This window comes from Pontixanthobacter sp., from assembly GCF_049682855.1.
Classification (GTDB): Bacteria; Pseudomonadota; Alphaproteobacteria; order Sphingomonadales; family Sphingomonadaceae; genus Pontixanthobacter.
In genome coordinates this window covers 218,579-233,006 of the sequence record NZ_JBAUIK010000009.1, presented here as the reverse complement: position 1 = coordinate 233,006, position 14,428 = coordinate 218,579, and the positions used below count along the sequence as shown (strand labels likewise).

11 protein-coding genes are annotated in these 14,428 nt (G+C 58.3%); 5 read left to right on the top strand and 6 right to left on the bottom strand.

Features of this window, described 5'->3' with window-relative positions; genetic code table 11:
* Positions 1 to 27 precede the first annotated feature (27 nt).
* Entirely contained in the window at positions 28 to 3,393 is a 3,366-nt protein-coding gene (locus WA922_RS06835; protein ID WP_424770936.1) for a type ISP restriction/modification enzyme, read from the top strand.
* Between the two features lie 490 nt (positions 3,394 to 3,883).
* Here the strand turns inward: WA922_RS06835 and rimO are convergent, their stop codons facing one another.
* The 5 genes from rimO to serS are packed head-to-tail and all read right to left on the bottom strand — an operon-like array spanning position 3,884 to position 9,251.
* Positions 3,884 to 5,287 (bottom strand): 30S ribosomal protein S12 methylthiotransferase RimO, encoded by a 1,404-nt coding sequence (gene rimO, locus WA922_RS06830; protein WP_424770935.1) that lies wholly within the window; start codon positions 5,285 to 5,287, stop codon positions 3,884 to 3,886.
* Between the two features lie 51 nt (positions 5,288 to 5,338).
* On the bottom strand, positions 5,339 to 6,439 hold the full coding sequence (locus WA922_RS06825) for a potassium channel family protein (RefSeq protein WP_424770934.1): 1,101 nt from the start codon (positions 6,437 to 6,439) through the stop codon (positions 5,339 to 5,341).
* Between the two features lie 6 nt (positions 6,440 to 6,445).
* On the bottom strand, positions 6,446 to 7,216 hold the full coding sequence (locus WA922_RS06820) for a peptidoglycan DD-metalloendopeptidase family protein (RefSeq protein ID WP_424770933.1): 771 nt from the start codon (positions 7,214 to 7,216) through the stop codon (positions 6,446 to 6,448).
* Positions 7,213 to 7,971: a 5'/3'-nucleotidase SurE gene (gene surE, locus WA922_RS06815; protein WP_424770932.1), complete on the bottom strand. Its 759-nt coding sequence runs from the start codon at positions 7,969 to 7,971 to the stop codon at positions 7,213 to 7,215. The genes WA922_RS06820 and surE overlap by 4 nt, the downstream gene beginning before the upstream one ends.
* Positions 7,971 to 9,251 (bottom strand): serine--tRNA ligase, encoded by a 1,281-nt coding sequence (gene serS, locus WA922_RS06810; protein WP_424770931.1) that lies wholly within the window; start codon positions 9,249 to 9,251, stop codon positions 7,971 to 7,973. Before serS ends, surE begins: the two co-directional genes overlap by 1 nt.
* A gap of 60 nt (positions 9,252 to 9,311) precedes the next feature.
* Here serS and WA922_RS06805 point away from each other — a divergent pair, with 60 nt between their 5' ends.
* Entirely contained in the window at positions 9,312 to 9,554 is a 243-nt protein-coding gene (locus tag WA922_RS06805; protein ID WP_424770930.1) for a hypothetical protein, read from the top strand.
* 11 nt (positions 9,555 to 9,565) lie between these two features.
* A complete protein-coding gene (locus tag WA922_RS06800) occupies positions 9,566 to 9,838 on the top strand; it encodes a hypothetical protein (RefSeq protein ID WP_424770929.1) in 273 nt (90 codons plus the stop codon).
* A 331-nt stretch (positions 9,839 to 10,169) separates the two neighbouring features.
* On the opposite strand, the gene sppA is transcribed toward WA922_RS06800, so the two are convergent.
* Positions 10,170 to 12,050 carry a signal peptide peptidase SppA gene (gene sppA / locus WA922_RS06795; RefSeq protein WP_424770928.1) on the bottom strand — a complete coding sequence of 627 codons (1,881 nt, stop codon included), beginning with the start codon at positions 12,048 to 12,050 and terminating at the stop codon, positions 10,170 to 10,172.
* 111 nt (positions 12,051 to 12,161) lie between these two features.
* Between sppA and WA922_RS06790 the strand changes: the two genes are divergently transcribed.
* Together WA922_RS06790 and WA922_RS06785 are read left to right on the top strand one after the other, a co-directional pair.
* Complete coding sequence (locus WA922_RS06790) at positions 12,162 to 13,190, top strand: aspartate carbamoyltransferase catalytic subunit (RefSeq protein ID WP_424771006.1); 1,029 nt, start codon at positions 12,162 to 12,164, stop codon at positions 13,188 to 13,190.
* On the top strand, positions 13,187 to 14,425 hold the full coding sequence (locus WA922_RS06785; protein ID WP_424770927.1) for a dihydroorotase: 1,239 nt from the start codon (positions 13,187 to 13,189) through the stop codon (positions 14,423 to 14,425). The genes WA922_RS06790 and WA922_RS06785 overlap by 4 nt, the downstream gene beginning before the upstream one ends.
* Positions 14,426 to 14,428 lie beyond the last annotated feature (3 nt).

The window sequence follows — 14,428 nt, the reverse complement described above, 5'->3', positions numbered from 1 at the left end:
CCACATGAGGGCCAGGGGAATTACTCAATGGATATAGAAGGTTACCTCAGCAAGGTCAGCGCCACTTTTGCCAGTGGTCAGGCGACAGAGCACAGTTACCGCGCCGCGCTGGAGGAACTGTTCCGCTCGATCGATCCCGATATCGACGTTATTAACGAACCCAAACGGTCCGAAGGGGGAATGCCCGATTTCCTGTTCCAGCGGGACGGCGTGGCGTTTGGCTGGGCAGAGGCAAAAGACCTGCCCAAGGATGTGGTCAAATTAAAGGGCTACAGCGTCGAGCAGCGCAAACGGTACGAGAATGCCTACCCCAATCTGCTCTATACCAATGGGGTCGATTTTGAATTTATCCGCGATAAGGAAGTGATCCATCACACATCCATCGCCGATTTCATGGGCGATCTGGGCGGGCTGGGGCCGCTGCCTGACAAGTTTGGCGAGCTGGAACGCCAGTTACAATCCTTCGTCCAGCAGAAACCGATCAGCATCAAAAGCGCGGCCAAGCTGGCCGATATGATGGCGGGCAAGGCGGCGATTATCAAGGACGAGGTCGGCATCGCGCTGGCACAGGATCCCGAATACCGACAGGGGCTGGGCCGCCAGTTCACGACTTTCAAAGACAATCTGCTGCCCAATCTGACACCGGGCGAATTTGCCGATATCTATGCCGAGACGATTACTTACGGCATGTTCGCCGCGCGGCTGCATGATGATACGCTGGACACGTTCAGCCGTCAGGAGGCGCTGGAAAAACTGCCCAAATCCAACCCGTTCCTGCGCGGGCTGTTCCACTATATCGCCGGATACGACATTCCCGACCGGCTGCGTTATGTGGTGGATGATCTGGCAGAGGTGCTGCGCGCCAGCGATCCGCATTCGCTGTTCGCGGAATTTGGCAAATTCACCGCCCGCAATGATCCGTTTATCCATTTTTACGAGACGTTTCTGGCGGCGTATAATCCCAAGAAACGCAAAAGCCGCGGCGTCTGGTACACGCCCGAACCGGTGGTCGATTTCATCGTGCGCGCGGTGGATGATGTTCTGAAGACAGAATTCGATATTCCCGACGGGCTGGCCGATACCAAGAAAATCCCTGTTCAATGGGATACGGGTCAAGACGACCCAAAAACGGGCAAGCGCACCTATGTTGAAAAGCACGTCCACCGCGTCCAGATACTTGATCCCGCCACGGGCACCGGCACGTTTCTGGCTAAAACGGTTCAGACCATTGCCGACCGGGTGAAAAAACGCGCGCCGGGCAAATGGTCCAGCTATGTGGAGGAGGAATTGCTGCCGCGCCTGCACGGGTTTGAATTGTTGATGGCCAGTTACGCCATGTGCCATATGAAACTGGATATGCAGCTGACCGAGAGCGGGTACAAACCGAGCAAAAGCCCGCCCCGCTTGTCCGTCTGGCTGACCAATGCGCTGGAACCTGCCGAACGCGAAGTGAAGGATTTGTTCTTCCAGCAACTCGCGGATGAAGCGCGCGGCGCAAGCGAGGTAAAGCGGCAAAGCCCGATCATGTGCATTATCGGCAATCCGCCCTATTCTGGTCACTCGTCGAATAAGGGAGAGTGGATTGAGTCACTGATGGAGGCTTACATGATCGAGCCGGGGGGAAAACAAAGGTTGCAGGAGCGCAACCCCAAATGGGTCAAAAAGGATGAGCACAAATTTATTCGTATGGCCGAAAATCTGATCGAGAAAAACGGGTGCGGAGTAGTGGGCTTTATTTCGAGCCACGGATATTTATCCGACCCAACCTTGCGAGGAATGCGGTGGCACTTGCAAGATACGTTTGACAAGATTTACGTTTTCGACCTGCACGGGAACTCCAATAAGGAAGAAAAAGCGCCCGGTGGGAAGGCTGACGAAAACGTCTTTGACATCAAGCAGGGCGTTTCAATAATTATCGCAGTAAAGCGCGCGTCCAAAGCGCCGAATGAACCTGCGGTCATTTTTCATTCTGACCTTTGGGGGTCTAGGCTATCCAAAAACAAAGCTCTGTTTCGAGCCCAACTCGGTGGCGATATACTCAAGGGAGGCAGTGAGCGGTGTGATTTTGTCCCGCGCAATGATGAGCTATTGCCCATCTATGAGGTTGGCTTTTCGTTGGAAAAACTGCTCGCCCATAACACGACGGGTATACAGTCTGGCCGCGAGTCAGAGTTGATAAGCTTTGATCAAAATGAGCTTGGCGATTTCCTCGCAACCGAATTTCCAGAGCGAAGTTACGTAGTCACAAGATTTCTACACAAGCCTTTCGATCATCGTTGGTTTGCGTACTTTAGCGACCCCTCTCCATTCATGGACGGAGTTCGACTTCCAAAATCCTATAGGGCGCGCGGCTCGGTCTCAGATCATCTATTGAACGCTAATATAACGCTCCTGTTCGCTCGGAGTAACAAGTCGTCCAACGTTGATCACTTTTTCGCCTCGAACGCCATATCAGATGTAAAATGTGCTGAGCGTACCACCGGTAGTATGTTTGCCCCCCTCTACCTCTACCCCGACCCGAACAAGCCAGTCTATCATGCAGATGGTCGTTTGAATGAAGAGGTGCGGCTCAACCTCGACCCCAAACTCTACGCTGCAATCTGCAAAGCTGCCGAGATTGATCCCGCCGATACCGATATGGCGCGCGCCAAAGCCCTCTCCCTTGAGGGAGAGGGAGGAGCGCGCAGCGCGGAGGGTGTGGGTGTGCGGCGTTCCAGTAGCGCGGAACCCCCACCCCCAACCCCTCCCCACGGGGAGGGGAGCAAAGCATCCTTCCGCGCCGCCACGGGCGATGCGCGCCCATCCGAAGTCAAAGTGTTCGATTATATTTACGGCGTGCTGCATTCACCCGATTACCGCGCGACCTTTGCCGAATTTTTGAAAATCGATTTCCCGCGCATACCCTATCCCGCGAACCCGCAAATGTTCGCGCATATTAACGAGAAGGGCGAAGAACTGCGCCGCTTGCACCTGATGGAAGCCACCGCAATTGGGGAGGCGCCCTATCCCTTTATGGGCGAGGTTGCCGAGGGCGAGGGCGATAGCGTGGTCGCGGCGGGGTATCCGAAATTTGTAGGCGGCACGTTGCCCACCCCCAACCCCTCCCGCAAGCGGGAGGGGAGCGAGACTTACGGAACCGAAGGTGACGTTAGTCGCAGCGGGGTGGGCTGTGTTGGCCGCGTCCACATCAACCCCGACCAGTATTTTGACGGCGTGCCGCAAACCGCGTGGGAGTTCCATATTGGCGGATACCAGCCCGCGCAGAAATGGCTGAAAGACCGCAAGGGGCGCGCATTGTCATGGGATGATATTGGCCATTATCAGAACATCATCAAAATCCTGACCGAAACGGACCGGATCATGGGCGAGATCGTACTGCCGCTGGAGGCGTGAGGTTCCCTCTACCCTTTAGGGGAGAGGGAAGAGCAGCATGGCTGCGAAGGGAGTGGGGCAATGGTTGAGGGCCCCCAAGTGATTCCGGAGTGATACCGGAGTGATTCCGGAGTGATCCCGGAGTGATCCCGGAGTGATTGGCGCGGTTCTTTCCCCTCTCCTCCCGGCGCTCGCGCGCCTCCTTCCTCTCCCCCTTCAGCGGAGAGGGTTTGCCGTTTCCTACAGGCGGATTGGCGGCTATTGCTCGCGGCGCTCTTTCCCATTGTCGATCCCTCGATTATGCGCCAGTTTTCTGCGCCAGTTTTCTGCGCCAGCTTTTTGCGCATTGCCGGTATATCCAACACCGTTCGCGCCAAAGGTCACACTCTTTCGCGCGTGTACCTGCAAAATCTCCGTCATTTCAGAGGTTTGCGCGAAAGGTCACACTGTGCGAAAAAGGCGGTGACCGTCCCTTTCCAACCGTGTCCTACAAATGCGCCTAAACCGGAGCCTAAACCGGAACCGCGTAGAGATCATGCGCGTCGGCATCCTCCACTTGTACATCCAGAATATCGCCGGGCGTCAGAGTCGCGGGCACGTTGCGCAGGAAGACATTGCCGTCAATCTCCGGCGCGTCGGCCTGGCTGCGCGCGTTTGCTCCGCGAGAACCGGCGGTGTCGCCGTCCTCGTCCGCCTCGCCCACTTCATCCACGATCACGGGGATGGTTTTGCCGATCTTGGCCTGCAATTTGGCGGCGCTGATCCGCGCGGTCACTTCCATCAACCGGGCGTAGCGTTCTTCCTTCACGCCCTCCGGCACAGGATCGGGCAGGGCATTGGCCCGCGCGCCCTCGACCGGTTCAAAGCGGAACGCGCCCACGCGGTCCAATTGCGCTTCCTCCAGCCAGTCTATCAGGTACTGGAAATCCTCCTCCGTCTCGCCCGGGAAACCGACCACGAAGCTGCTGCGAATGGCGATATCGGGGCAGATTGCGCGCCAGCTTTTCAGCCGTTCGAGCACTTTGGCTTCATTAGCCGGGCGGCGCATCGCTTTTAGCACTTTTGGGCTGGCGTGCTGGAACGGAATGTCGAGATAGGGCGTCAGCAGCCCGTCCGCCATGAGCGGGATCACCGCGTCAACATGGGGGTAGGGGTAGACATAATGCAGGCGGGTCCACGCGGTGGCCCCCTCGGGAGTTTTGAGCTGGCCCAGCTCGCGCGCAAGGTCGGTCATATGCGCGCGGACCTCGCGGCCCTTCCACTCGCGGCTCTCATGCCGTGTATCGACCCCGTAAGCCGAGGTGTCCTGGCTGATGATGAGTAGTTCTTTGGTGCCCGCCGCGACGAGTTTCTCCGCCTCTCGCAAAACGGCATCGATCCGGCGGCTGGCGAGTTTCCCGCGCAGATCGGGAATGATGCAGAACGCGCAGGAATGGTTGCAGCCCTCTGAAATCTTGAGGTAGCTGTAATGGCGCGGGGTGAGTTTGATATCGATCTGCGATGGTTGCGGGACCAGATCGACAAACGGGCCCTGGCTGGGCGGGGCATGGGTATGAACGGCATCGACGACCTGTTCATATTGATGCGCGCCCGTAACCGCGAGGACCCGCGGATGCGCGGCGCGGATGGCATCGGCATCCTCGCCCATGCAGCCGGTCACGATGACGCGGCCGTTCTCGGCAATGGCTTCGCCGATCGCGGCCAGGCTTTCCTCCTTCGCACTGTCGAGGAAGCCGCAGGTGTTGACCAGCACCACATCCGCGCCCGCATAATCGGGCGACATGGCGTAGCCATCGGCGCGGAGGCGGGTCAGGATGCGTTCTGAATCGACCAGCGCCTTGGGACAGCCGAGGCTGACCATGCCCACGGTCTTGGCGGCGGGAATGGTGTGCGGGGTGCGGGTCTGTGTGTCCATGATCGGGGCGCGCACTACACTGGAATATCAGCGCATGCCAGATATTACCGATCAATGCTGGCCATTATGGCCGTCACCCTGATTTTCGCCGCTTTCGGTGGGGACGATCTCGACCACAATATCGCCAGCCTGCAAATTCTGGCATTCGTCTTCCCAAAAGCCGAGGACGCGGCCATCACGATATACGCGCAATCCGCGCCCGCCTGTCCCAAGCTCGGTAATGCCGCAGCCGCATTCCGCTTCGGTAATTTCGCGTTCCACCAGCTGCACCCTGCCGGTGACGGAGGCCAGGTCCGCAAGATAATCGGCGATATGCGCGCCCTTGGCGGACCCTGCGAGTAACAGACCGGTGAAGCGGACCGGGTTGATCACAATATTGGCGCCGGCCTGCCGGGCCAGCAATTCATTGTCGTCAGCGCGAACCACCACGCTGATCGGCACTTTGGGGGCCAGATGGCGTACCGTCAGAACGATCAGGATCGAAGTATCGTCACGCCCGGCAGAAACCAGCACGTTTTTGGCTTCCGTCACGCGCACTGCCTTAAGGATTTCATCGCGGGTGGAATCGCCCGCCATAACATTGCAGCCCAGCTTTTCGGCTTCCAGCAGTCGTTCCTCGCTAGGGTCGATGACGACAATGTCTTGCGGGTCAGTACCCCGTTCGATCAACTCGCTAACCGATTCAGAGCCGGACACGCCATATCCCAGGACGATTACATGACCCGATAGTTTTTCCTGAATACGCGCCATGCGAAACTTCTCCCAGCTGCGCTTGATGATGAAATTATAGGCTGTGCCTACGAAAATGAAGAATACCGCAAACCGGATGGGGGTAACGATTATCGCTTCCACCATGCGCGCGCGATCGGTAACCGGGGCAATGTCTCCAAAGCCGGTGGTGGTCACCGAAATCATGGTGAAATAAATCACGTCTGAGAAGCTGACCTCGCCGTCCACTGAATCGACCAGACCGCCACGGTCCCACCAATGGATCAGCACCACAATTGTGATCAGGAATAGTGCCAACCCGATACGAATGGCCAGATCGCCCCATACGGGGACGCGGGTGGCGCGGCGCAGCGGTTGGAACTTCGGCCCCCGCACGCGCCGCCGCCCGCTGCCGGTTCCGATCCGGTCGATTTGCTGATCCATCGCAGTCTATCGCCCTGGCAATTTGCTGGCCGGATCGACGCGCTTGTTATTCTGCATGATTTCGAAATGGACCTCCGGCCGCGTCGCCACGCCCGCCTGTCCTGCTGTGCCGATCCGTTCACCGGTTTTGACGACATCACCCAGCTTGACAGTAATCCTGTCCAAATGGCCGTAGCGGGTGCGCCAGCCATTGCCGTGGTCGATCACCACCAGCCGGCCAAAGCGTTTTGGTTCAAGATCGGCGAAGACCACGCTGCCCGACGCTGCTGCGCGAACCATATCGCCACGGTTGGCGGCGAAATCGAGCCCATCATGGCCGCCGCCATCAGCCCGTAGCGAATAGCCGAGCATTACGCGCCCGTCATGGGGCCAACGGAAATAAGGTTCTGTGCGCGGTGCCTGCGGGTTTTCGGCCACCTTCATCACTGCCGGGATAATCAGCCGGTCACCGGTTACCATAGTATAGGGCTCCGCCAGTCCATTCGCGATGGCGATATTGGCAAAGGGCACACCGTAACGCTGGGCAATACCGAAACCGGTATCGCCGTCCTTCACAATATGCACGCGCTGGCGGGGTATCTGCAGCGTCTGGCCGGCCCGCACATTATAGGGTTCGACCAGGCCGTTTGCCGCCGCAATAACCGCTGCGGGTACATTCGCGCGCCCTGCAATTCCGCCAAGCGTCTCGCCTTCCTCGACCGTATGCTCTGTCTCGGTTGCGGGATTGCCCGCCGCCAACAATAAAGGAGACAGTACAAGGAGCACCCAGTTTTTCATGTCTGATACCTTTCAGCTAAAGCGCCGATGGAGGCGTGATGGGTCAGGTCCAATTGCAGCGGTGTCACCGATACAAAGCCTTCGTCAATTGCTTCCAGATCGGTCCCGTGATCCAGCGTATGCTCGATCGCGTGCAGCCCAAACCAGTAATAGGGCAGACCGCGCGGGTCCTTCCCTTCGACTACTGAGCCGCGTGAATAGTCGTGAAAACCCTGGCGGACTGCGCGGATCCCGGCAACTGCTGCGCCTGTAATCGGGGGAAAGTTTACATTGACCAGAGTTCTTGAGGGCAGGGGCGTATCGAGTAAGGGCGCAACCGCCCTTGCGCCCCACTGCCGCGCTGCGTCAAACTGTTCGTGATTGGCGCCGCGATCATACACCTGACTCAACGCGATCGAGCGGATCCCCGCCAGCGCGCCTTCGATAGCAGCAGAGACAGTGCCCGAATAAGTAATATCATCGCCCAGATTGGCACCGCGATTGACGCCCGACAGAATCACATCGGGCGGGCTGTCCATCACTTTGCGCAGCGCCAAAGTCACCGCATCGGTCGGTGTTCCGGTGACCGAAAAGCGGCGCGGACCATGTTTGTGGAGGCGTACAGGGGCATTGAGCGACAATGAATGGCCCGCGCCCGATTGTTCCTCATGCGGGGCGCAGATCCAGACATCATCGCTAAATTGCGCCGCTATGTCTTCCAGCACTTCCAAACCGGGCGCAAAAATACCGTCATCATTGGTGAGCAGAATGCGCATCAGGCAGTTGGCTCCAGCGTTTCAACGCCGCCCATATAGGGGTGTAATGCAGCCGGAACGGTAATGCTGCCATCGGCGTTTTGATAATTCTCCATCACCGCCACCACCGTGCGCCCCACGGCCAGGCCGGAACCATTTAGAGTATGCGGGAAGACAGAGTTTTTCTCGCCCTCAGGCTTAAAGCGTGTGCCCATACGCCGGGCTTGGAAATCGCCTGTATTGGAACAGGAACTGATTTCACGGTAAGCGCCTTGTCCTGGCAGCCAAACCTCCAGATCATAGGTTTTGCGCGCGCCGAAACCCATATCGCCGATGCACAGCAGCATCTTGCGATAGGGCAATTCGAGTGCCCGCAATATTTGTTCTGCGCAATCAGTCATCCGCTCGTGCTCGGCCTCGCTCTCTTCGGGCTTGACGATGCTGACCAGTTCGCATTTTTCAAACTGGTGCTGGCGGATGAAACCGCGCGTATCCTTGCCCGCAGACCCTGCTTCGCTGCGGAAACATTGGGTCAGCGCAGCCATGCGGATCGGAAAAACAGTCTCGTCAAGCAGATCGCCTTGAACCGAAGCGGTCAGGCTGACTTCCGCTGTGGGGATAAGCCAGCGATCATCAGTCGTTCGGAAGGAATCCTCGGCAAACTTAGGCAACTTATCCGTACCATACATTGCCTCGTCACGCACCAATACGGGCGGGGCGCATTCGGTATACCCGTTCGCGGTGACCTGATGGTCGAGCATGAATTGGCCGAGCGCGCGGTGCAGCCGGGCCATTCCGCCGCGCAGAAAGGTAAATCGCGCACCCGATAGCTTCGCGCCGGTTTCAAAATCCATCCCCAATGCGGGACCGATATCGGCATGTTCCTGCGGGGTGAAATCAAAGGTGCGTTTTGTGCCCCAGACGGAAATTTCGACATTCGCGTCTTCATCATCGCCAGCGGGCACATCGCTAGCGGGCAGGTTGGGTATACGCGCGAGGTAATCTTGCAGCTCCGCGCCTAATCGCCGGTTGTCTTCCTCCAGCACAGGCATGGTCTGCTTGATGTCTGCAACTTCGGCTTTCAGCGTCTCCGCTTTGGCTGTGTCGCCTTGCCCCATTGCTTGGCCGATAGCTTTGGAAGCGGCGTTACGTTTGGATTGTGCTTCCTGAATTTTGGTTGCAGCGGCTCTGCGTGCTTCATCCAGCTCAATAATTTTGGCAGCCACGGGTTCTATCCCGCGCCGGGTAATCGCGGCATCGAAAGCTTCGGGGTTTTCGCGAATAGTACGAATATCATGCATGGCGGATGCTATGGACTCGTTTTGATTTTGCCTCAAGCATTCGCATGGCTATTTACTGGCATGGCTGCGCTTCTTCATTTTGTCGGATTTCGTGATGACCGGTATTGGAATGCGGTGCGCATATGGGGCCATCCCGACATGATCCATATGACATGGGACATTTACGCAGCCAATGATGTCGCACCGGACGATCTGGTGATCTTCGCCAACGCAGACTGGGACCGCAAACCACGCAGCTTTACCGTGGAAGCCGCCAACGCCCGCACGGAACGAAAGCGCGGCCAAGTTATTGATATCCCATAAAGGAGCGTATCATGATCAAGAATATTATCGCAGGAATTGCCGGCAAAAAGCTGGCGGGAACGACAAACAGCATCGGCGGACCCGCTGGTGCGGCCTTGGGAATTGTGTCTATGGCCGTTTTGCGCCGGGCAAGTATCCCCGCAATGGTTGCAATTGCCGCTGGCGGATATGCATGGAAGAAATATTCTGAAAAGCAGGAAGGTGCAGCGCCCCCAGCAACCAATCCCCCAGCAACCAATCCTCCTGCAAAGAACCCGCCGAAGGTCAAGGCGACAGCAATGTAACCATCGGGCAAGCATGTTTACCAAAAGCGCGGGGACCAAGGCATGGCTCTCGCGCTTTTTTTACCACTGCGTACCCCGCCCACGACCGCGAGGGCAGCCTCCGAAACCGGCTTCCAGGATCGGCCGTTGGCGGCATTAGGGCATGCGTACAGGCCACCTTTGTGGCAGCAGGTAACGCCGGTCGATACCGCCACGGCAGCGCAGGTGACGCCGCCAATAGGCGATACGGTTGCCACCGCGCGGCCCTGCATTGAGGCTCAGCGTGGTCCTGGCCAGCCAACCGCCGCAATTCAGCTATGATTGCCCTGGCTGCGTAATATGCGTTGCCTTGCTAGCCGATGAAGGCCGCCGCAAGCCGTGCGAACCAACCCTGACGTGCATCTGCATGGACCCGCGCCGGAGCGACACCTGGACATTCCAGACAATAGGCCTGCATACCCCGGCCCGACGTCAATAATTCGAAATCGGCCTGTGCCTGTGCTATGATCGCCTGTTGCCGCCCCGATACCATAGCAAACATGTCGCCATTTCTGGCGGGCGGCGCGTCGCCGCTCATCAGCGCACGAAGCAGATTGTCATATTCGCCTGGCGCGCTTGCAAGGTAATCCAGATACCATTCACCTTCCGCCAATCCGGCTTCCTTGGCAACCCATTCAGCGGCATCTTCAATACCGCCATACTGATCAACCAGACCGATCTGGCGCGCCGTGCCGCCATCCCACACACGGCCCTGGCCAACCGCGTCCACCTGGGCTGCTGTCATGCCGCGCGCCTCGGCCACGCGGGTCAGGAAATCGGAATAGCCATCCTCAATGACACTCTGCAAAATGGCATCGACTTCCGGCGTGAAGCCTGCCACGAGATTGGGCTGGCCTGACAAAGGTGTTGTGTTGACGCCGTCGCCATTAATACCCCACTCTGCTGCCGCGTTTTCAAAGGTCGGGATAACTGCAAAAATGCCGATTGAACCGGTTATGGTTTCCGGTTCCGCAAAAATGCGATCAGCGGGCGTTGCCACCCAGTAACCGCCGCTGGCCGCCACGTTGGCCATCGACACGGCAATCGGGATATCCTTGGCCTTGTGACGCAGCACCGCGCGGCGGATTTCTTCTGACGCCAAAACCGAACCACCTGGCGAATCGACCCGAATAATCAGTCCCTTTGGCTCCTGTTCCAACGCGTCGTCGAGCAGCCCGGCGATGCGGTCTCCGCCAGCCGTACCCGGGCCAGCGTCTCCATCAACGATCACACCAGCTATGGTAACGACCGCAATCGCATCGCCATCTTCCTCAACCGGATTGTCAGCCAGCCATGCGTCAAGCGGCGTTGATGTGTAAGCGCCCGGCGTTTTGTCCCACTCATCCTTGCCCGACAGTTCAGCAACACGGTCACCAAATTCGGTGCGGCTGCCCAGCTTGTCAACAAGGCCGGCTTCCAATGCTGCTGTCGCCAGATCCCCCTCATTGGCAGCGATCCATTCAGCGGGTGTTTTGGTTACCAAATCAAGATCAAGACCGGGGCGCGCTTTGCTGACATTGGCTTGCCATTCTTCCCACAACGCACCGTAAAGTGCTTCGGCATTTTCGCGCGCCTCGGGTGACATTCCACTGCGCAGATACGGTTCCACTGCGGATTTGTAAGTGCCGACCCGATAGACGCGCGCGTTGATCTTCAGATTTTCTAGCAGTTCGCCAAAATAAAGCCGCGAGCCGCCTGGCCCCGCGATGAATGCGCCGCCCAGCGGGTCAACCCATGCCTCGCTAGCATGGGCGGCGATTTTCATCGCGTCATCTGTATAGCTGATCGCATAGGTAAGGACTGGTTTATCGGCGGCTTTGACCCGTTCAATCGCCTCACCAAGAGCTTGCATGTGCACTTGACCGCCGCCGATCAAGCTTGAAAGATCAAACACGACCGATGTAATCCGCTCATCAGCGGCTGCAGTATCGAGGGCGTGGACCAGATCGCGGATCTGGAATTCAGCGATTGGCTGCTGGCCGGAGAGCAGCGCGTCAACCGGATCGACGACCGATTTTTCCTCGACCACAATCCCGTCAAGATCGAGCAGCAAAGCGCCGTCGCGAACCTGGGCCGGGCTGGGGCTGGCAGTCAATACGCTGTACAATAATGAAAAAAACAGCAGCAGAAAGATCAGGCCGAGACCATCCTTAATACCAACCAGCAATCGCCATACTTTACCTGCAAATGCCATATTATGTCAGTCCCTGTAGAATGTATGATGGCTGCTTAGAGATGATAACAGCGTGATGCCAGCCGAAACCGCTTGAGCCGTCAACTTGGCTCGACTAAGGGCTTTGGTTTGATGATACCGGTCCAATCCACACCAGCCAGGTCTGGCCTTTCGCGGGAATACCCAGCGGGGAAGCTGGCCTTTCCGCACCGCGATCTGGTCGGGATCGGGCAGTTGGCACGTCACGAAATTCTGTTCTTGCTGGATGAAGCTGAACAATGGGTCAATCTTAACCGCCAGAGCGCCAAGCATAGCGACGTTCTGGCTGGCCTGACGGTTATCAATGCGTTTTTCGAAAACTCTACGCGAACGCTGCTCAGTTTCGAAATTGCTGGCAAACGGCTCGGTGCTGATGTCGTGAACATGCACGCCGCGACCAGCAGTGTGAAAAAAGGTGAGACGCTGATTGATACTGCGATCACTCTCAACGCGATGCGGGCTGATGCGATTGTGATCCGGCATGGTTCCAGCGGCGCGGTTGAATTGATTGCCGGCAAAGTCGATTGTCCGGTGCTGAATGCTGGTGACGGGCAGCATGAGCATCCGACACAGGCGCTGCTCGATGCACTGGCGCTGCGTCATGCTCTACGAGAACGCGGGCATAATGCCGATGATTTCACCGGCCTGACAGTGACGATTTGCGGCGATATCCTGCACAGCCGGGTGGCACGGTCAAACATTCTATGTCTGACCGCTCTGGGGGCTACTGTGCGCCTTTGTGCGCCGCCAGCGTTGATGCCTTACGGTGTCAGGGCAATGGGCGCGCAGCCGTTTGACACGTTTGATGCGGCCTTGGACGGCGCGGATGTGGTAATGATGCTGCGGCTCCAGACCGAGCGGATGGAAGGCCAATTCATCCCCTCCGCTCGGGAATATCATCATTTGTTTGGCCTCACCAAAAGGCGGCTTGAAAATGCTGCACCCGATGCGCTCGTGATGCACCCAGGCCCGATGAATCGCGGCGTCGAAATTGATAGCGATGTGGCCGACATGATCGGCCGGTCAATCATTACCCGGCAGGTTGAGATGGGTGTCGCGATCCGGATGGCAGCATTGGACGTGCTGACCCGCACGGCACGCCAGGTGGAAGGCTGGGTATGAAGCAGCGTCTGCCTCTGACCATTACTGACGGACAATTGGTTTTGCCAGGCGAAGTGGTGGCGGGCGCGGTCCGGCTGGTGGACGGTCTCATCGCTGCTGCCGGCGATATCTCGCCCGAAGATGGTGACGAGATTGTCGATGCGCGCGGGCAGTTTATCGCACCGGGATTGATCGATTTCGGGGCGTTTGCGGTGGACAAACCGGCGTTTCACTTTGGCGGCATAACCCGTGCGGTAGTGATGCCCGATCAATCTCCTGCCCTCGATCACCCATCGCGCGTGCGGTTGGTAGCGCAAAGCGGGAAGCCTGATCTGTGGGTTCATCCGCTGGCGGCGGCGACCAAGGGCCTTGCGGGCAGGGAATTGGCAGAGATTGGTCTGATGCAGGCGGCCGGTGCGCGCGGTGTTGCAACCGGTCGCAGCTGGATCGCGGATTCGGGCGCAATGCTGCGCCTGCTGCGCTATGCCGCAATGCTCAATCTGGTGGTGGTCAGCCACGCGGAAGATTCCGGGATTGCGGGTAACGCCGCAGCGACTGCGGGCGATATGGCGACGCGGCTGGGCCTACCCAGCGCCCCGGCCGAGGCAGAGGCTCTGGCTGTGGCGCGCGATATTGCGCTCGCAGAAATGGCGAATGCCCGGTTACACATACGGCAAGTCACCACGGCTGCCGCGCTGCATTTGGTGCGCCGTGCTAAGGCGCGGGGCGTATCGGTTACAGCCGGGGTAACACCTGCGCATTTCATGCTTTCCGATTTGGCCACCGCACAATTCCGTACTTTCGCCAAAATCTCCCCGCCATTGCGGTGCGAGGATGATCGCAAGGCTGTGATTGCCGCCATCGCTGACGGTACGATTGACATCATTGCATCGGGCCATGATCCGCGCGGACCCGAAGATAAGCGGTTGCCTTTTGCCGATGCCGCGCCGGGCATGGCTGGCGCGGAAACTCTGCTGGCGATGACTCTCACGCTGGTGCGTGATGATGTCATCGATATGCCGCGCGCGCTTGCGTTGCTGTCGGCCAACCCGGCCAGGCTGCTTGGTGTCAATTGCGGGGTGTTGGAAGCGGGGCAGGATGCCGATATCTGCCTGATCGACCCGGTCAAGCCGTGGATCGTCGATTCTGCCAGAATGGCGGCATCAGCAGGTAATACCCCATTTGACCGCCAACCCGCGCAAGGCCGCGCAACGGCTGTTTTCAAGGGCGGTGTGCGCGTTGGCGCATCGCCTTAGGCC